Source organism: Kitasatospora sp. NBC_01539, assembly GCF_045040525.1.
Classification (GTDB): Bacteria; Actinomycetota; Actinomycetes; order Streptomycetales; family Streptomycetaceae; genus Kitasatospora.
On sequence record NZ_CP109390.1, the window covers coordinates 2444121 to 2462483 of the forward strand.

Sequence of the window (18363 nt, forward strand, 5' to 3'; positions counted from 1 at the left end):
CTCGCCGTCCCGGTCGCTTGCCGTCATCCGCGCCCCCGGCCCCTCATCGCCGCGGCGCCGGTGAGGGTCAGGCCGATCGCGCCGAGGCAGAGGCAGGTCATCAGGCCGCCCGTGACCAGGTTCGTCCAGATGGTCCGGGTGACGGCCTGGTCGCCGGTGGTCCACCACGGGGCGAGCATCGTCCAGACGCCGATGGCCACGCCCGCGTAGGCACGGGCGTGCGTGCGCTCGAACCCGGAGCCGTACCCGCCCATCAGCATGGCGAAGGCCAGGCCGAGGATCAGGTTGCTGAGGGTCACGCCGGCGAATCCGCCCGCAGCGGGGAAGGCCGCGAACCCGACCACCCAGGGCGAGATCGCCAGGAACAGGCCGCAGCAGACGGCCATGGCCTCGATGCCCTGCATGAGCGGCGTCGAGGTGACGCGCTCGTAGTGTTCACGCAGTTCGAGAATGTCGGGATGGTGTTCCATACCCACCGGAAGCTGGGTCGACACCGTGACCACCTCCTACTCGGGGATACAGGCAGCCGTAGGGCCCGTACCCGCCACGTCCCTTATCCAACCTTTATGCGTGATTATCACCCATTCACCCCTTTCCGGCAGCCCGGCGGCCCTGCGACGGCGCCCCGGCCGGGACCGCGCCCGCGCCCGCGAGGTACGCCGCCACCGCCGCCACCTCCTCCGCCAGCCCGGCCCGCACCCCGCGGGGCAGTACGCCGAACGGCTCCACCACCGGCTCCCCGCCCTCCCGCCGCCACGTGCCGACGACCCGGCCGTCCGCCACGACCGCCGGGCGGATCACCCCGCCCCCGGCGTTGACCCGCCGCGCGTACGGCTCCGCCAGCATCGTCTCCCGGCTCCGGTAGCCCAGCAGGTAGCCGTCGTACGCACCGAGCAGGCGCACCGCCGGGCCGCCCGCCGGCGGCGCCGGGGAACCGGCCGCGGCGAACAGCCCCGGCGCGACCTCCTCCGGGGCGGCCGCCTGCACCGCGCGGCGCGCCTCGGTCACCGGCAGGCCCGCCCAGGCGGCGAAGTCGCCCGGCCCGGCGGGCCCGAAGGCCGCGAGGTAGCGCCGGGCCAGCTCGGCGGCCGGGTCCGCCGGGGCCGGACCGCCCGCCGGCAGCGGCACGTACCCGGGCTCGCGGGCGTCGAGGTCCGCGCCCCGGCAGAGCACACCGTGCGCGGAGGCGTAGCCGATCAGGTGGGCGGGCGCCTGGCCCTTCGGGTCGACGCCGACGCCCCGGGCGACGAGCAGGCCGATCAGCGCGGCCCGGCTGCGGGGTACGTCCAGCAGGGCGGGGAGGAGGTCGAGCGCGCGGGCGCAGACCTCGTCGGTCAGGCCGAGTTCGCGGCGGCGGCGGGCGCCGGCCGCGAGGTTGCGTGCGGCGAAGAGGCCGAGCAGCCAGCGGGCGTCCGCGGCCGGCACCAGGTGCAGGGTGCCGCGCATCAGCGCGAGGGTGACCACCTCTCCGGCGGCGGCGGCCCGGGCGGGCGCGGCCGGGTCGGCGACGCCGCGGGCCCGCAGGGCCAGCCGGGCCGCCGGGCCGTCCTGCGCCTGGACGCCGCCGGAGGTCCTCGCGACCTCGGCCGGCGCCGGGTCGGGCCGGCCGAACTGCGCGTGCATCCGCCGGGCGAGCAGTTCCTCGTCGTCCATCGGCCCATTCTGGCGCGCCGCGCCGACACGTGAGGTGCGTCTCAGGGCCTGTGCACCCCGTTGCATATGCAACTTGGTGCATAGCAGGATGCCGTCATGGCACTGGAGCACGCGATCCTCGTCTCCCTCCTGGAGCAGCCCGGCTCGGGCTACGAGCTGGCACGCCGGTTCGACCGTTCCATCGGGCGCTTCTGGACCGCCACCCACCAGCAGATCTACCGGGTGCTGCGGCGGATGGAGACGGACGGCTGGGTCGCCGTCGAGGCGGTCGCCCAGGACACCCGGCCGGACAAGAAGGTCTACTCGGCCACCGCCGCCGGGCGCGGCGTCCTGGTCGGCTGGCTGCGCGAGCCCGTCGAACCGGAGACCGTCCGGCACGAGCTCGCCGTGAAGATCCGGGCCGCGGCGTTCGACGACCCGGCGGCGCTCGTGCCCGAGGTCGAACGGCACCGCGCCGACCACGCCGCCCTCCTCGCCCGCTACCTCACCGGCGAGCAGCGCGACTTCCCCGACCCGGACGCCCTCGACGACGCACAGCGCCTCCAGCACGTGGTGCTGCGCGGCGGCATCGAGTACGAGCGGATGATCCTCGCCTGGCTGGACGACGTGCTCGCCACCCTGCACCGCCTCGGCACCCCGCCCTCGACACCCTCGACCCCTGGGACCTGATGATGCTGTTCAACCCGCGCACCTACGACCCCGCGCAGTTCGACGACACCACCCGCCGGCTGCTGCGCGCGACCGTCGACTGGTTCGAGTCGCGCGGCAAGAAGGCCCTGATCGACACGTACGTCGACCGGTCCTGGTACGGGGACTTCCTGGAGTTCGCCGCGAAGGAGGGGCTGTTCGCGGAGTTCCTGACGCCGTCCTCGGCCGATCCGGCGAAGCGCTGGGACACCGCCCGGATCGCCGAGCTCAACGAGATCCTCGGCTTCTACGGCCTCGGCTACTGGTACACCTGGCAGGTCACCGTCCTCGGCCTCGGCCCGGTCTGGCAGAGCGGGAACGAGGCCGTGCGGGCCCGCGCCGCGAAGCTGCTGACCGAGGGCCACGTGATGGCGTTCGGCCTCTCCGAGCGCAGCCACGGCGCCGACATCTACTCCACCGACATGATCCTCACCCCGGACGGCGAGGGCGGCTTCACCGCCACCGGCTCCAAGTACTACATCGGCAACGGCAACGTCGCCGGCCTGGTCTCCGTCTTCGGCCGCCGCTCCGACGTGGACGGCCCCGAGGGGTACGTGTTCTTCGCCGCCGACAGCCGGCACGACGCGTACCACCTGGTGAAGAACGTCGTGAACGCGCAGATGTACGTCAGCGAGTTCCGCCTGGAGGAGTACCCGGTGCGCGCGGAGGACGTGCTGCACACCGGCGGGGCCGCCTTCGACGCGGCACTCAACACCGTCAACGTCGGCAAGTTCAACCTCTGCACCGCCTCGATCGGCATCTGCGAGCACGCGATGTACGAGGCCGTCACGCACGCGCACAACCGGGTGCTGTACGGCCGGCCGGTCACCGCCTTCCCGCACGTCAAGCGGGAGTTGACCGACGCGTACGCCCGCCTGGCGGCGATGAAGATGTTCAGCGCGCGGGCCGTGGACTACTTCCGCACCGCGACGGCGGACGACCGCCGCTACCTGCTCTTCAACCCGATGACCAAGATGAAGGTCACCACGGAGGGCGAGAAGGTCATCGACCTGATGTGGGACGTCATCGCGGCCAAGGGCTTCGAGGCGGACACCTACTTCGACAAGGCCGCCAAGGACATCCGCGGCCTGCCGAAGCTGGAGGGCACCGTCCACGTCAACCTCGCGCTGATCCTCAAGTTCATGGGCAACTACCTCTTCGCCCCGGCGGAGTTCGCGCCGGTGCCGACCCGGGTCGACGCCGCGGACGACACCTTCCTCTTCGCGCAGGGCCCGGCACGCGGCCTGGGCGCGATCCGCTTCCACGACTGGCGCACCGCCTACGACGCGCACGCCTCCGTGCCGAACGTCGCCCGGTTCCGCGAGCAGGCCGACGGCCTGTGCACCCTGCTGCTCACCCACGCCCCGAGCGCCGACCAGCAGCAGGACCTCGACTTCCTGCTGGAGATCGGCCAGCTCTTCGCGCTCGTCGTCTACGGCCAGCTGGTGCTGGAGCAGGCCGAGCTGACCGGCCTGACCGCGTCCGTCGACGGCCGGGACGTGCTGGACCAGATCTTCGACGCCCTGGTGCGGGACTTCTCCGCGCACGCCACCGAGCTGCACGGCAAGGCCTCCACCACGGAGGAGCAGGCCGCCTGGGCGCTGGCGCACGTGCGCCGCCCGGTCGCGGACGCCGACCGCGCCGAGCGGATGTGGGCGCAGGTCGAGACGCTGTCGGGCGCCTACGAGATGCGGCCGTAGCACGCGGCGGGAGGGGGTGCCGGATCCCGGCGCCCCCTCCCCCTTCGGCCGGCGCTCCGTCAGAAGGTCAGCTTCCAGCTGTCGATGTTGCCGACGTCCTGCGCGCCGACGTCCTGCACCTTCAGCTTCCAGACGCCGTTGGCGACCTCCGAGGAGGCGTTGACGGTGTAGGTGGTGTTGACGTCGTCGCCGGAGTCGCTGCTGGAGCTCTTCAGCCGGTAGGTGCTGCCGTCCGGGGCCACCAGGTCGATCACCAGGTCGCCGCGGTACGGGTGCTTGATGACGACGCCGACCGGGAGCGCGGCGGGCGCGTTGCCGGTGATCCCGCTGACGGTGACCGAGGAGGTCACGGCGGCGCCCGCGTCCGGGATGGCCACGTCGGTGGTGTTCTCGAAGACCGTGCCGGGCGGCGGGGCGGTCTCGGTGCCGAGCGTCCAGATCGCGTACGCGACGGCGTCGGTCATCCGGTCGAGCGCGGTGTCGTTGATGTTCGCCGAGGTGTCGCAGGAGGAGTGGTAGCAGCGGTCGAACGCCACACCCGAGGTGCCGCCCCACTTGGTCGCCTGGGCACTGGTCTTGATGTAGTCCGCACCGCTGAAGAGACCGCCGACCGCGATGCCCGCGTTCTTGAACGGCGCGTGGTCGGACCGCCCGTCGCCCTCCGTCTCGGGCTCGGTGGCGACACCGAGCCCGGAGAAGTAGGTCTTGAAGAGGGTGTCGAGCTTGGTGTTGTCGTCGTAGACGAAGTAGCCCGGGTTCGGCGAGCCGATCATGTCGAAGTTGAGGTACGCCTCGATCTTCGAACGGTCGGCCGCGGCAAGGCCGTTGACGTACTTCGTGGAGCCGATCATGCCGTACTCCTCGGCGCCCCACCAGCCGAACCGCAGGTGCTTGGTGGGCGCCAGGCCGGCCCGCGAGACGGCCAGGGCGGTCTCCAGGATGCCGGCGGAGCCGGAGCCGTTGTCGTTGATGCCCGGCCCGCCGGTGACGGAGTCCAGGTGGGCACCGGCCATGACGACGTGCGAGGTGTCACCGCCGGGCCAGTCGGCGATCAGGTTGTAGCCGGTCGCGCTGTTGTAGGTGAAGGTCTGGAGCGTCGTGGTGTAGCCCGCCGCGTCCAGCTTGGCCTTCACGTAGTCGATCGACGCCTTGTAACCGGTCTTCCCGTGCGCCCGGTTGCCGCCGTTGGCGGTGGCTATGGACTGCAGCTGGGCCAGGTGCGCCTTGACGTTGGCGACGGGGATGTCGGGCGCGGCGGCGAGGGCGGCCGGCGCGGGGGCCGGGCGCGCCGAGGCGCTCGGCGCGAGGAGGGTTGCGGCCGCGGCGGCGGCAGCGGCGAGGATCGCGGCGGAACTGCGCAGGCGGGATCGCCGCTGCGCACGCCGGTGGGCATGCTCGGACACGTAGGACTCCGGATTCCGGTGGGGCAGAACGGGACCTGACGGCATGCCGCCCATGTGGGGTGGGCGGACGGCACACATTGACGCGGTCATGATGATCTGGCCCAGGTCAAGGGACCGTCAAGACGTCCGCCCGGACGGGCTCCCGCCAACGGCCGGAACCCGCCACGGACTGACGCGCCGTCACCGCCACGCCCCCGGACGGAGCAGCACCCCGGGCCGCCCCGGGCCGCGCCCGGCACAGTGGCGAACAGTGCCCCCGCACGAAAGGCCTCCGGCATGCCGCCGCACCCGCACCGCCGCCCGACCCGCCCGCTCCGCCGACTGCTCGCCGCCGCGCTCCTCGCCGCGGCCCTGCTCCCCGCCGCCCCGGCCGCCGCCGCACCCCGCCTGCGCACCGCCTACGGGCGCCCCGTGCCCTTCGGCCACGGCGCCGCGCACACCTACGCCCGGCTGCGCGGCGACACCCCCGTCGAGATCGGCGTCGCCCTCACCCGCGACGCCCTCGACGGGCTGCCCACCGCACCCAACGACGGCCGGCACTGCTTCGACCGGGACGGCGACGGCCGCACCGACCCGGCGAAGGAGTGCGCCGGCGGCCACGAGTACCCCCTCGACCTGCCCCGGGCCCTGCGCGGCCTGCCCGGCATGCCGCTCACCTTCGCCCTGCTCGACTGGGACCCGGCCGGCCACGGCCCCCCGCACGTCTACGACCACCCCCACCTCGACGTGCACTTCTACCTGCGGCCCGACGGCGAACGGCAGGCCATCCGTCCCGGCCCCTGCGGCATCCTCGTCGACTGCGCCGACTACGCCACCGCCACCCGGCCGCTCGCCCCGGAGTACCTCCCGCGCGACTACGCCGACAAGGGCCTCGCCCAGGTCGCCATGGGCAACCACCTCACCGACCCCACCGGCGAGGAGTGGCACGGGCACGGCTTCACCCGGACGTTCGTCTACGGCGCCTACGACGCCCGGATCACCTTCCTGGAGCCGATGATCGCCCTCGCCGACCTCCGGGCCGCCGAGGACGCCGACCCGGACACCGCCTGCCGCCCGGTCAAGCAGCCGCAGGCCTGGCAGGTGCCCGGCTGGTACCCGCAGGCCTACTGCGTGCGCCACGCCCGGGACACCGGCGAGTACACCGTGTCGCTGACGGACTTCGCCCGGCACGCCTGAGCACCCCCGACAGCACCCGTCCACCCTCCAGGAGGTCCGCCATGCCCCCCGTCGCCCTGCTCGCCCGCATCGAGGCGAAGCCCGAACACGCCGAGGCCGTCGCCGAGCTGCTGCTCGGCGCGCTGCCGCTCGCCCAGCAGGAGGTGGAGACCCGCACCTGGTACGCGTTCCGGGAGAGCACGACGGTGTTCGGCATCTTTGACACCTTCGACGACGAGCAGGGCCGGCAGGCGCACCTGCAGGGCCCGATCGCCGCGGCGCTCATGGAGGCCGCCCCGCGGCTGCTCGCCGCACCGCCCGACATCCGCCGGCTCGACCTGCTGGCCGCCGCCCTGCCGTAGGCGCGGCGGAGCCGGCCGCCGGGCCCGCCCCCGGACGTACGGTGGACATGGAGAGGTCAGCCATGTACTACACCGACCGCGAGGAAGCGGGCCGTCGACTGGCGGCCGAAGTGGAGCGCTGGCGTGACGCCGACCCGGTCGTGGTGGCCCTGCCGCGCGGCGGCGTGCCCGTCGCCGCGCCGGTGGCCCGGGCGCTGGGCGCGCCGCTCGACATCTGCGTGATCCGCAAACTCGGGGTGCCCGCCCAGCCGGAGCTGGGCATGGGCGCCATCGGCGAGGGCGGCACCCGGGTCGTCAACGAGGCGGTGGTGCACGGCGCCCGGGTGACCGCCGGGCAGTTCGCCGAGGTCGAGCGCCGCGAGCGCGCCGAGCTGGAGCGCCGGGCCACCCGCTACCGCCGCGGCCGGGCCCCGGTCGCCGTACGCGGGCGCACCGTCATCGTCGTCGACGACGGCGTGGCGACCGGCTCGACGGCGCTCGCGGCCTGCCGGATCGTCCGGGCCCGCGGGGCGGCCCGCGTGGTGCTGGCCGTACCGGTCGCCCCCGCGGACTGGGCGCGGCGGCTCGGCCCCGACGCCGACGCGCTGGTGTGCCCCCACACGCCCGCCCGGTTCCGGGCGATCGGCGAGTTCTACCGGGACTTCACCCAGACCTCCGACGCCGAGGTGGAACGGCTGCTGCACGAGGCCGCGACCGCCCGTCCGGCCGACGGCACGGAGATCACCCTGGACGCCGGCGGCGCCGACCTGCGCGGCACCCTCGCGGTGCCCCCGGACGCCGTCGGGCTGGTGCTGTTCGCGCACGGCAGCGGCAGCGGCCGGCACAGTCCGCGCAACCGCCACGTGGCCGGCGAGCTCCGCCGGGCCGGTCTCGGCACCCTGCTGCTCGACCTGCTGACACCGGAGGAGGAGCCCGACCGGGCGAAGGTCTTCGACCCCGTCCTGCTCGGCGGCCGGCTCGCCGCCGTGACCCGGCTGGTCACCGCACGGCCGGACTGCACCGGGCTGCCCGTCGGCTACTTCGGGGCCAGCACCGGCGCGGCGGCGGCCCTGTGGGCGGCCGCCGAACCCGGCCTGCCGGTGGCCGCGGTGGTCTCCCGCGGCGGGCGGCCCGACCTCGCGGGCGACCGGCTGCCCGAGGTCACCGCCGCCACCCTGCTGATCGTCGGCGGCGCGGACACCGCCGTGCTGGAGCTCAACCGGCGGGCCGCGGACGCGCTGCGGTGCGAGCACGAGCTGGCCGTCGTCCCGGGGGCCACGCACCTCTTCGAGGAGCCGGGTGCGCTGGCGGCCGTCTCCGGGCTGGCCGCACAGTGGTTCGACAGGTGTCTCGCCACGGCCGTCACCGACTGGACAACCTGACCAGCCCTGACCCCGGCGACCTGCTCATTCTGTACACATTGATCAGTGCGGACCGCCGCTGTTGCCCAACCCCCCGACCGCGGGCATTCTCAGCGCAACCGCAACCGCCCCACCCCCCGCGGTGCGGAGAACCTCAACGTGGAGGAGCACCGATGACCGCCAACGCCGTGGAACTCACCCCCGAGGAGCTGGAGGCCGGGCTCGACGCCGAGCAGCTGCGCACCCTCGTCGGGCTGGTCGAGCACGACCCCGCGGGCGATCCCTTCCCGGTCACCGCGCAGGACGCGGTGGTGTTCGTCGTCGGCAACGCCACCCAGACGGCGCAGTTCTACCAGGCCGTGTTCGGCATGGAGCTGGTCGCCTACTCCGGCCCCGAGACCGGCCGCCGCGACCGCAAGGCGTTCGTGCTGCGCTCCGGCTCCTGCCGTTTCGTGATCAAGGGCGGGGTCTCCCCCGACAGTCCGCTGCTCGACCACCACCGCCGCCACGGCGACGGCGTCGTCGACCTCGCGCTGGAGGTGCCGGACGTCGACAAGTGCATCGCGCACGCCCGCGCCCAGGGCGCCGTGATCCTGGAGGAGCCGAACGACGTCTCCGACGCCAACGGCACCGTGCGCCGCGCCGCCGTCGCCACCTACGGCGAGACCCGGCACACCCTGATCGACCGCTCCCGCTACCGGGGGCCGTACCTGCCCGGCTACGTCGTCGCCGAGTCCCGGGTGCAGCGGCCGGAGGGCGCGCCGCGGCGGCTCTTCCAGGCGCTCGACCACGCGGTCGGCAACGTGGAGCTCGGCCGGATGAACGAGTGGGTCTCGTTCTACAACCGGGTGATGGGCTTCGTGAACATGGCCGAGTTCGTCGGCGACGACATCGCCACCGACTACTCCGCCCTCATGTCGAAGGTCGTCGCGAGCGGCAACCACCGGGTGAAGTTCCCGCTGAACGAGCCCGCGATCGCGAAGAAGAAGTCGCAGATCGACGAGTACCTGGAGTTCTACACCGGCGCCGGCTGCCAGCACATGGCCCTCGCCACCAACGACATCCTCACCACCGTCGACGTGCTGCGCTCGCGCGGCGTCGAGTTCCTCAACACCCCGGACTCGTACTACGACGACCCGGAGCTGCGGGAGCGGATCGGCAAGGTCCGCGTGCCGATCGGGGAGCTGAAGAGCCGCGGCATCCTCGTCGACCGCGACGAGGACGGCTACCTGCTGCAGATCTTCACCAAGCCGATCGGCGACCGGCCCACCGTCTTCTACGAGTTCATCGAACGGCACGGCTCGCTCGGCTTCGGCAAGGGCAACTTCAAGGCGCTCTTCGAGGCGATCGAGCGCGAGCAGGACAAGCGCGGCAACCTCTGAGCCACGACCCCTGAGCCCCGAGGAGATCCCACGATGGCGCACTACCGGCAGCTCGGCGACATCCCGCGCAAGCGGCACACCCAGCACCGCACACCCGAAGGCGGGCTGTACTACGAGGAGTTGATGGGCGAGGAGGGTTTCACCTCGGACTCCTCCCTGCTCTACCACCGGGGCATCCCCTCGGCGGTCGTCGACGCCCGCCCGTGGGAGCTGCCGGACCAGGCCACCACGCCGAACCACCCCCTGCTCCCCCGCCACCTGAAGCTGCACCGGCTCTTCGGCGAGGAGTGGAAGGGCACCGACGTGGTGGCCGGCCGCCGCCTCGTGCTCGGCAACGCCGACGTGCGCATCTCGTACGCCGTCGCCGGCGCCCCGAGCGAGCTCTACCGCAACGGGCTCGGCGACGAGTGCGTGTACGTGGAGTCCGGCAGCGCCTCCGTGGAGACCGTCTTCGGCATCCTGGAGGTGGGCCCGGGCGACTACGTGATCATCCCGCGGGCCACCACGCACCGCTGGGTGCCCACCGGCGACGGCCCGCTGCGCGCGTACTGCATCGAGGCCAACAGCCACATCACCCCGCCCAAGCGCTACCTCTCGCGGTTCGGGCAGCTGCTGGAGCACGCGCCCTACTGCGAGCGCGACCTGCGCGGGCCGGCCGGGCCGCTGCTGGTGGACGGCGCGGACGTCGACGTGCTGGTCAAGCACCGCGGGCCGCACGGCGTCGTCGGCACCCGCTACACCGTGCCGCACCACCCCTTCGACGTGGTCGGCTGGGACGGCTGCCTCTATCCGTACGCCTTCAACATCGCCGACTTCGAACCGATCACCGGGCGGATCCACCAGCCGCCGCCGGCCCACCAGGTCTTCGAGGGCACCAACTTCGTGATCTGCAACTTCGTGCCGCGCAAGGTCGACTACCACCCGCTGTCGATCCCGGTGCCGTACTACCACGCCAACGTCGACAGCGACGAGGTGATGTTCTACTGCGGCGGAGACTACGAGGCCCGCAAGGGCTCCGGCATCGGCCAGGGCTCGATCTCGCTGCACCCCGGCGGGCACACCCACGGCCCGCAGCCGGGCGCCTACGAGCGATCCATCGGCGCCGAGTTCTTCGACGAACTCGCCGTCATGGTCGACACGTTCCGCCCGCTGGAGCTCGGCGAGGGCGGCACCGCGACCGAGGACCCGGGCTACCCCTGGTCGTGGTCCGGCGGGCGGGGGCCGGGCCGGTGACCCCCCTCTTCCGCGGACTCTTCGACGACGCCGCGGTCTTCCCGCCCGGCGACCTGCCCCTCGACGAGGCCGTGCCCGCCCACCGGCGGCACCGCACCGCCTGGTACGCGGACACGGTCGGCCCCCTGCTCTGCGGGCCCGCCCTGCTGCCCGCCCTGGTGCGGTCGGGCCGCGGGCTGCCGGTCGGGCTGGTACTGCCGGGGGGCAGTACGGGCCCGGCCGCGGCACTCGCGGAGGCCGCCGGGCTCGACGTGACGGGCCTGGAGATCGCCACCACCGACGTGGCCGCCACCGTGGCGCAGCTCGGCGCCGAACTGCCGCCCGGCATCGGCGCCGCCGTCGAACTCCCCCGCGACGGACGGACCGAGGCCTCGCTCGACGCCCTCACCGGCACGCCGTACCGGGCGAAGTACCGCACCGGCGGGCTCACCGCCGACGCCTTCCCCTCCGTCGCGGAGCTGGCCGGGTTCCTGGCGGGATGCGCCGAGCGCGGCCTCCCCTTCAAGTGCACGGCCGGCCTGCACCACGCGGTGCGGCACACCGACCCGGTGACCGGCTCCGTCCATCACGGCTTCCTCAACGTGCTGCTCGCCGCGGCCGCCGGAGACGACCGGGCGGCCGCGGCGGAGGCGCTCGCCGAGCGCTCCGGACCCCTCCTCGCGAAGGCGGCCACCGAGCTGACGGACACGCAGGTGCGCTCCGTGCGCGGCGCGTTCACGTCGTTCGGCACCTGCAGCATCGACGAACCGCTCGCCGACCTGGCCGACCTCGGCCTGCTCCGCCCACCACCGCTGGAGGACCGTTGACCTGGCTCGCCATCCCGCAGGACTCCCTGTACGGCGTGCACGCCCTGCCGTACGGCGTCTTCACCGCCGACGACCGGCCCGGCAGCCGCCGGATCGGCGTCCGCATCGGCGACCGCGTGCTGGACGCGGGCGCCGCCGCGCGCGCGGTCGGCGCGCCGTCCGTCCTGCTCGACGCCGACTCGCTCAACCCGCTGATGGCGGCCGGGCACCGCACCTGGCGGGAGGTCCGCGGGGCGCTGACCGCGTGGCTGACCGACGAGGCGCACCGGCCGGCCGTCGCCCCGTGCCTGCTGCCGCTGCACGCCGTGGACCTGCACCTGCCGTTCGAGGTCGCGGACTACGTCGACTTCTACGCCTCCGAGCACCACGCCACCAACCTGGGCCGGATCTTCCGCCCCGGCCAGGACGCGCTGACCGCCAACTGGAAGCACCTGCCGATCGGTTACCACGGCCGCGCGGGCACGGTGGTCGTCTCCGGCACGCCGATCGTCCGGCCGCACGGCCAGCGGAAGGCCCCCGCCGACCCGCTGCCGTCGTTCGGGCCGACCCGCCGCCTCGACATCGAGGCCGAGATCGGCTTCGTCGTCGGCACGCCCAGCGAGCTCGGCAGCCGGGTGCCGCTCAGCGGCTTCCGCGAGCACGTCTTCGGCGTGTGCCTGCTCAACGACTGGTCCGCGCGCGACATCCAGGCGTGGGAGTACGTGCCGCTCGGCCCGTTCCTCGGCAAGTCGTTCGCCACCTCCGTCTCGCCGTGGGTGGTGCCGCTGGACGCCCTGGAGCAGGCCCGCGTCGTCCCGCCCCACCGCGACGTCGACCCGCTCGACTACCTCGACGACCGCGAGGGCGAGCCGTGGGGCCTCGACATCGCCCTGGAGGTCGCCCTCAACGGCCACGTCGTCAGCCGGCCGCCGTTCGCCGCGATGTACTGGACGGCCGCGCAGCAGCTCGCCCACCTCACCGCCAACGGCGCCTCCCTGCGCACCGGCGACCTCTACGCCTCCGGCACCGTCAGCGGCCCCGAGCCGGAGGGCCGCGGCGCCCTCATCGAGCTCACCTGGAACGGCGAGCACCCCGTCAAGCTCGCCGACGGCACCACCCGCACCTTCCTGGAGAACGGCGACGAGGTCACCATCACCGCCACCGCCCCCGGTCCCGACGGCACCCGGATCGGCTTCGGCGAGGTCACCGGGCGGATCCTGCCCTGACCCGCGCCACGGCCCGTGCCCCTTCCCCGCCGGTGGGCCGCCCGGTTCAGCCGTGGACCGGGCAGCCCGCCGTGCGGAACGGCTTCGGCGAGCCCTGCACCGGCTCCAGGGCCGCGTCCCAGCCGTCGTCGTCGCGGCGGGTCAGCACGACCAGCCGGTTCGTCCCGGCAGCCCGGTCGCGGCGGTAGCCGGCCAGTGCCTCCGTGTCCGGACCGGCCAGCTCGGCCGTCACCTCCTCCACGAGGCAGACCGGGCAGCCGCCGCCCGGCATCACGGCGTCCCGGCTCGCGCGGTCCGGCCAGACACCGAACATCATCACCGCGCCACCGGGGGCCACGGCCAGTGTCAACTGCCGCCGCCCGTCGGCACTGCGGGAGTCCGCGAGGAGCTGCGCCTTCACCTCGGTCATGGGCAGGCGCGGCAGCCGCGACCCCATGATGCCGGCGGCGACGAACTCGATCACCGTGACCGCCACCAGCGCGACGGCCGGCCAGACCAGCCAACCGGGCCCCGGGCCCAGCCCCCGCCACAGGCCGAGGCCGCCGAACACCAGCGCCAGCAGCACCGACCCCGACGTGAAGCCGCGCCGCAGCAACCCGCGCAGCAGCAGCCCGATCACTCCGACCGCCACCACGACATCCACGAAGTCCATGTCTTCCCCCACGCCCTCCGGCGCCCCCCACGGGCCACCCCCGCACCTATCGTGTCAGCCGGACCGCCCGCACGACAGGAGTAACGCATGACAGTGAAGTTCCGCCGCGACGGCCTGGCCGGCCGGATCGTCCTCGACCGGCCGAAGGCCCTCAACGCGCTCACCCACGCCATGGTGCTCGGCATCCGCGACACCCTCACCGCCTGGGCGGACGACGACGGCGTCGCCGCCGTCGTGCTGACCGGCGCCGGCGAGCGCGGGCTCTGCGCGGGCGCCGACATCCGGGCGCTGCACGACGACGCCAGGGCGGGCGGCGCGCAGGCCCGGGTGTTCTTCGCCGACGAGTACCGGCTGAACCTGCAGATCTCCCGCTACCCCAAGCCGTACGTGGCCGTGATGGACGGCATCACCATGGGCGGCGGCGTCGGCCTCTCCGCGCACGGCGGCGTGCGCGTCGTCACCGAACGCACCACGGTGGCCATGCCGGAGACCCGCATCGGCCTGATGCCGGACGTCGGCGGCAGCCACCTGCTCGCCCACGCCCCCGGCGAGCTCGGCACCCACCTCGCGCTCACCGCCGCCGCGATGGGCCCGGGCGACGCCCTGCTCTGCGGCTTCGCCGACCACTTCGTGCCCGCGGCGGCCCTGCCGGAGTTCACCGCGGCCCTGGCCGCCCTGACCCCCGGCGAGGCCCTCGCCGCGTACGCCGCGGAGGCACCCGCCGCCGGGCTCGCCGCGCAGCGCGGCTGGATCGACACCTGCTACGCCGCCGGGAGCGTGGAGGAGATCCTGGCCCGGCTCGACGCCGACGGCGGCGCCGGCGCGGCGGAGGCCGCCCGGGAGATCCGCGCCAAGTCGCCCACCGCGCTGAAGGTCACCCTCGCCGCGCTGCGCCGGGCCCGCGCGCACCGCACCCTCGCGGAGACCCTGGAGCAGGAGTACACGGTCTCCTGCGCCGCGCTGGACTCGCACGACCTCGTCGAGGGCATCCGCGCCCAGGTCGTCGACAAGGACCGCGACCCGCACTGGAAGCCGGCCTCGCTCGCCGAGGTCACCCCGGCCGACGTCGACCGCTACTTCGCCGCGGGCCCGGTGCTCGGCACGGCGTGACGCCCGTCTCGACCGGCGGTACTGGCGCACCGACCGGTCGGTCGGCGATCGTAGGCACCGTCAGGGCAGGCGCCGGGCAGCGGCGCAGCGAAGGGAGTCAACGACGATGACCGAGTACGGGACGATCCTGGTGGACCGCAGGGACCGGGTCGGGGTGATCACGCTCAACCGGCCGAAGGCGCTCAACGCGCTCAACGCGCAGCTGATGAACGAGGTGGTCGACGCCGCCACCGCGTTCGACCGGGACCCCGGCATCGGCTGTCTGGTGATCACCGGGTCGGAGAAGGCCTTCGCGGCCGGGGCCGACATCAAGGAGATGCAGGACAACCGCTTCCCCGACGTCTACCTGGACGACTGGCTCGGCCCGTGGGACACCCTCGGACGGCTGCGCACTCCGGTGGTCGCCGCGGTCGCCGGCTACGCGCTCGGCGGCGGCTGCGAGCTGGCCATGCTGTGCGACATCCTGCTCGCCGCGGACACCGCGAAGTTCGGCCAGCCGGAGATCAAGCTCGGTGTCATCCCCGGCATCGGCGGCTCGCAGCGCCTGACCCGCGCGGTCGGCAAGGCCAAGGCGATGGAGCTCTGCCTGACGGGCCGGATGATGGGCGCGGAGGAGGCCGAGCGGGCCGGCCTGGTCTCCCGGATCGTCCCGGCGGCGGACCTGTTCGACGAGGCGATGGCCACCGCCGCGACCGTCGCCGCGATGTCGGCCCCGGCCGCGGTGATGATGAAGGAGAGCGTCAACCGGGCGTTCGAGACGACCCTCGCCGAGGGGGTGCGCTTCGAACGGCGGCTGTTCCACGCCGCGTTCGCGACCGCGGACCAGAAGGAGGGCATGAGCGCCTTCGCCGAGAAGCGCGCCCCGGAGTTCCGCCACCGCTGACGGTGCGCCGGCCCGGCGGGCGGTCCCTTGCCCGCCGGGCCGGGTGCTGCGACGATCGCAGGCCGGACGAGACCGAGGAGCCTGCCCGTGTGGATGTTCCGTCGTCGTCGGCGTACCGCCGGCACCGCAGCCGGGGCCGCCACCGCGGCGCGCCCGGCAGAGGCCGCGCCCGAGGCCCCGGGGCGCCCGGCACGCGACGTCGCGGCCGCGGGCCCGGCGATCGACCTGACGAAGCTCCGGGCGACCGCGCCCGCTCTGGTGTCGCTCTACAAGGCCGCCGGTGTCTCGCTGCGCAAGCAGGGCCTGGACGGCCGCCGCGCCGCCGTCTACCTGGTGCTCGACCACTCCGCGTCGATGAGCGCCCTCTACCGCGACGGTTCGGTGCAGCGTCTCGCCGAGCAGTCGCTCGCGCTCTCCGCCAACCTCGACGACGACGGCAGCGTGCCGGTGGTGCTCTTCAACGACCGCGCGTACGAGCCGCAGGAGGTGCTGATCGGCCGGCACACCGGCGCGGTCGAGCAGGTGCGGAAGGCCGTGGGCGCGCAGTTCGGCGGCACCCGGTACGCGCCCGCGATGCGGGCGGTGCTGGCGCACTACCGGAGCTGCGGCGCCACCGACCCGGCGTTCGTGATCTTCCAGACCGACGGCGCCGCCTTCGACAAGAAGGCGGTGCTCACGCTCCTGCGGGAGTCGTCGGGGCTGCCGGTCTTCTGGCAGTTCCTCGGGTTCGGGGAGCACGACGCCACGCACTTCCGCTTCCTGCGCTCGCTGCCGGACGCCGGCGGCCGGGCCACCCCGAACGCCGGGTTCTGCGCCACCGGCCGGCATCCGCGGTCGCTGGCCGACGACGCGCTGTACGAGCGGCTGCTCGCCGCGTACCCGGCGTGGCTGGCCGCGGCGCGGGCGGAGGGCGTCCTCACCGACTGACCGGGGCGCCGTCCGGCGGACCGGCGGGCGGCGGCACGGACGGCGGCACCGCCGGTGGCACGGCGGACGGCACCGGCTGCGCGGGGCCGACGATCCGGGCGAGCCCGCTGCGCGTCGCGGCGACGACGATCCGGTCACCGGCCACCAGGCGGCGGGACCGGTCGGCGACGTTCCACTGCACGTCGCCGGGGCGGCGGGCGAGCCGCACCCCGAGCACCCGCACCCCGCCCGGCCGTTCGACGGCGTGCAGGTCGGCCCCGACCAGGCCGGAGCCCGCGTCGGCGGCCAGCTCGGCGACGAGCAGCACGTGGCGGTAGACCGAGAGCGTGCCGAGCACCTCGCGTCCCATCAGGGCGGCGGCGAACGCCGGGGCGGAGAGGTAGGAGACCGAGCGCGAGGCGACGTCGCCGAGCGTCGCGTACACGTGGTGCGCGAAGTCGTCGTCGAAGAGCCGCACGACGATCCGCACGTCCGGGCGGACCGCGCGGGCCTCCAGCGCGGCCTCCAGGTTGGCCGCGTCGTCGCTCGTCACCGCGGCCAGCGCGCGGGCGTGGTGGATCCGGGCGCTGCGCAGCTGGCTCGCCAGCGGGGCGTCGCCGACCAGCACGGGGATGCCGAGCGCACGGACGGCGGCGATGCCGCGGGCCTGCGGGTCGCGTTCGACGCAGACCACCGGCACCCCGGTCTCGTGGACGAGCGTGGCGACCCGGATGCCGACACTGCCCAGCCCCACCACCACGACGTGCCCGCGCACCCCCGCGCTCGGCCCGCGCGGCACGCCGCGGCGTCCGCTGGCGAGCGCCTCCACCACGATCGCGGTGGCCAGTGGCATGAAGGTGATGCCGCAGAAGGTGATGACGACCTGGGCGATCCGCGCCCAGGGCCCGCCGGGGCCGCCCGCGCCGGGGGTGTCCGGCTGGGCGGCGCCCGCGAGGTCGAGCAGGGCGAGGTAGAGGGTCCAGCCGAGGTCGCGGTGGCCGAGGTAGAGCACGGCGGTGCTCAGCAGGACGGCCGCCAGGGCGGTGCTGAGCACCAGGCGCATCCGCACGCCGGTGACGGAGTGCAGGGCGTCGACGAGGGCCCAGCGCAGCCTCGACCGCCACGGGATGCGCAGCGGCGGCTCGCTGTCGAGCGTCTGCAGCGCGGCGAGGCCGCCGGCGGCCTCGGCCGGGGCCGGCGCCGTGCCGGGCGGCAGCGGTCCGGCGTCGCCGATCCGGCGCGCCAGCGCGATGAACTCGGCGGCGGGGCCGACCGCGTCGGGCAGCAGTCGCAGCCGGGTGAGGTCCTGCCGGTCGATGCGGTCGGCGGCGAGGCACAGCCGGCCGTCCTCGCGGATGTCCTCGTCGTACGCGACGTAGAGGTAGCGCCCGTCGACCGGGACGGAGTTGGGGCGGCCCAGGGCGCTGCTGGCGAAGGCCGGGGCGGCGGTGGCCGAGCCGGAGAGCGCGGTGCAGTTGGGCAGCAGCCGTTCGATGTGCTCGCCGAGGCGCTGGTTGAACATCCGCAGCACGATGCGGATGCCGGGGTTGGCGCCCTGCGCGGCGAGCGCGGTGTGGATGGTGTGCCGGTCCTCGCCGTCCATCAGGGCGATGCCCGCCGCGCGGTCCACGCCGGCGGCACGCAGCACCTCCTCGGTGACCGATGCGGCCTCCAGCACGGCCGTGACCCCGGGCAGGCGGCCGATCCGCGGCCCGTGGTCCTGCTCGCGGTCGGGCACCACGGCGACCACCGGCACCTCGTAGTGCTCGACGAGCTCCTGCAGCAGCCGGTGGGCGAGGGCGTTGCCCCCGCACACGATGTAGTGCCCGGCGTAGCCGTCCCCCCGCGGGCTCTCCCGCCCATCCAGCGTCATACCGGCGAATCGT

At 74.3% G+C, this 18363-nt stretch carries 17 protein-coding genes; 12 read left to right on the forward strand and 5 right to left on the reverse strand.

The genetic code is table 11. The annotated features are described in order from the left end of the window. Nucleotides 1–23 precede the first annotated feature (23 nt). Nucleotides 24–470 (reverse strand): SPW repeat protein, encoded by a 447-nt coding sequence (locus OG335_RS10500; protein ID WP_405010797.1) that lies wholly within the window; start codon nt 468–470, stop codon nt 24–26. Nucleotides 471–585: 115 nt separating this feature from the next. Then, the gene (locus tag OG335_RS10505; RefSeq protein WP_405010798.1) at nt 586–1653 is read right to left on the reverse strand and encodes a DNA glycosylase AlkZ-like family protein; all 1068 of its coding nucleotides are present in this window, start codon (nt 1651–1653) and stop codon (nt 586–588) included. A gap of 96 nt (nt 1654–1749) precedes the next feature. On the opposite strand from OG335_RS10505, the gene OG335_RS10510 reads away from it, so the two are divergent. Together OG335_RS10510 and OG335_RS10515 are read left to right on the forward strand one after the other, a co-directional pair. Continuing rightward, entirely contained in the window at nt 1750–2322 is a 573-nt protein-coding gene (locus OG335_RS10510) for a PadR family transcriptional regulator (protein ID WP_405010799.1), read from the forward strand. Next, complete coding sequence (locus OG335_RS10515; protein WP_405010800.1) at nt 2322–4040, forward strand: acyl-CoA dehydrogenase family protein; 1719 nt, start codon at nt 2322–2324, stop codon at nt 4038–4040. Before OG335_RS10510 ends, OG335_RS10515 begins: the two co-directional genes overlap by 1 nt. 59 nt (nt 4041–4099) lie before the next feature. Here OG335_RS10515 and OG335_RS10520 read toward each other — a convergent pair whose 3' ends face one another. After that, complete coding sequence (locus OG335_RS10520; RefSeq protein ID WP_405010801.1) at nt 4100–5443, reverse strand: M28 family peptidase; 1344 nt, start codon at nt 5441–5443, stop codon at nt 4100–4102. A gap of 276 nt (nt 5444–5719) precedes the next feature. On the opposite strand from OG335_RS10520, the gene OG335_RS10525 reads away from it, so the two are divergent. The 7 genes from OG335_RS10525 (at nt 5720) to fahA (ending at nt 12926) form a co-directional block, all read left to right on the forward strand. Beyond that, nucleotides 5720–6619 (forward strand): hypothetical protein, encoded by a 900-nt coding sequence (locus tag OG335_RS10525; protein WP_405010802.1) that lies wholly within the window; start codon nt 5720–5722, stop codon nt 6617–6619. Nucleotides 6620–6660: 41 nt separating this feature from the next. Beyond that, nucleotides 6661–6960: a putative quinol monooxygenase gene (locus OG335_RS10530; RefSeq protein ID WP_405010803.1), complete on the forward strand. Its 300-nt coding sequence runs from the start codon at nt 6661–6663 to the stop codon at nt 6958–6960. A gap of 62 nt (nt 6961–7022) precedes the next feature. After that, nucleotides 7023–8321 carry a phosphoribosyltransferase family protein gene (locus OG335_RS10535; protein WP_405010804.1) on the forward strand — a complete coding sequence of 433 codons (1299 nt, stop codon included), beginning with the start codon at nt 7023–7025 and terminating at the stop codon, nt 8319–8321. 152 nt (nt 8322–8473) lie between these two features. Further along, nucleotides 8474–9682 (forward strand): 4-hydroxyphenylpyruvate dioxygenase, encoded by a 1209-nt coding sequence (gene hppD, locus OG335_RS10540; RefSeq protein WP_405010805.1) that lies wholly within the window; start codon nt 8474–8476, stop codon nt 9680–9682. 33 nt (nt 9683–9715) lie between these two features. Then, nucleotides 9716–10915 carry a homogentisate 1,2-dioxygenase gene (locus OG335_RS10545; protein WP_405010806.1) on the forward strand — a complete coding sequence of 400 codons (1200 nt, stop codon included), beginning with the start codon at nt 9716–9718 and terminating at the stop codon, nt 10913–10915. Next, nucleotides 10912–11721, forward strand: coding sequence for a hypothetical protein (locus OG335_RS10550; protein ID WP_405010807.1), 810 nt, complete (start codon nt 10912–10914; stop codon nt 11719–11721). The genes OG335_RS10545 and OG335_RS10550 overlap by 4 nt, the downstream gene beginning before the upstream one ends. Continuing rightward, nucleotides 11718–12926, forward strand: a complete 1209-nt coding sequence (fahA, locus tag OG335_RS10555; protein WP_405010808.1) for a fumarylacetoacetase — start codon at nt 11718–11720, stop codon at nt 12924–12926. The genes OG335_RS10550 and fahA overlap by 4 nt, the downstream gene beginning before the upstream one ends. A 46-nt stretch (nt 12927–12972) precedes the next feature. Here fahA and OG335_RS10560 read toward each other — a convergent pair whose 3' ends face one another. Beyond that, entirely contained in the window at nt 12973–13578 is a 606-nt protein-coding gene (locus OG335_RS10560) for a hypothetical protein (RefSeq protein WP_405010809.1), read from the reverse strand. 87 nt (nt 13579–13665) lie between these two features. Here OG335_RS10560 and OG335_RS10565 point away from each other — a divergent pair, with 87 nt between their 5' ends. The 3 genes from OG335_RS10565 to OG335_RS10575 all read left to right on the forward strand — a co-directional run bounded on the left by OG335_RS10565 (nt 13666) and on the right by OG335_RS10575 (nt 16498). Further along, the gene (locus OG335_RS10565; protein WP_405010810.1) at nt 13666–14688 is read left to right on the forward strand and encodes an enoyl-CoA hydratase/isomerase family protein; all 1023 of its coding nucleotides are present in this window, start codon (nt 13666–13668) and stop codon (nt 14686–14688) included. Nucleotides 14689–14794: 106 nt separating this feature from the next. After that, the gene (locus OG335_RS10570; protein WP_405010811.1) at nt 14795–15571 is read left to right on the forward strand and encodes an enoyl-CoA hydratase; all 777 of its coding nucleotides are present in this window, start codon (nt 14795–14797) and stop codon (nt 15569–15571) included. A gap of 93 nt (nt 15572–15664) precedes the next feature. Next, a complete protein-coding gene (locus OG335_RS10575; RefSeq protein ID WP_405015352.1) occupies nt 15665–16498 on the forward strand; it encodes a VWA domain-containing protein in 834 nt (277 codons plus the stop codon). On the opposite strand, the gene OG335_RS10580 is transcribed toward OG335_RS10575, so the two are convergent. Further along, complete coding sequence (locus OG335_RS10580; protein WP_405010812.1) at nt 16488–18350, reverse strand: NAD-binding protein; 1863 nt, start codon at nt 18348–18350, stop codon at nt 16488–16490. The genes OG335_RS10575 and OG335_RS10580 overlap by 11 nt on opposite strands. Nucleotides 18351–18363 lie beyond the last annotated feature (13 nt).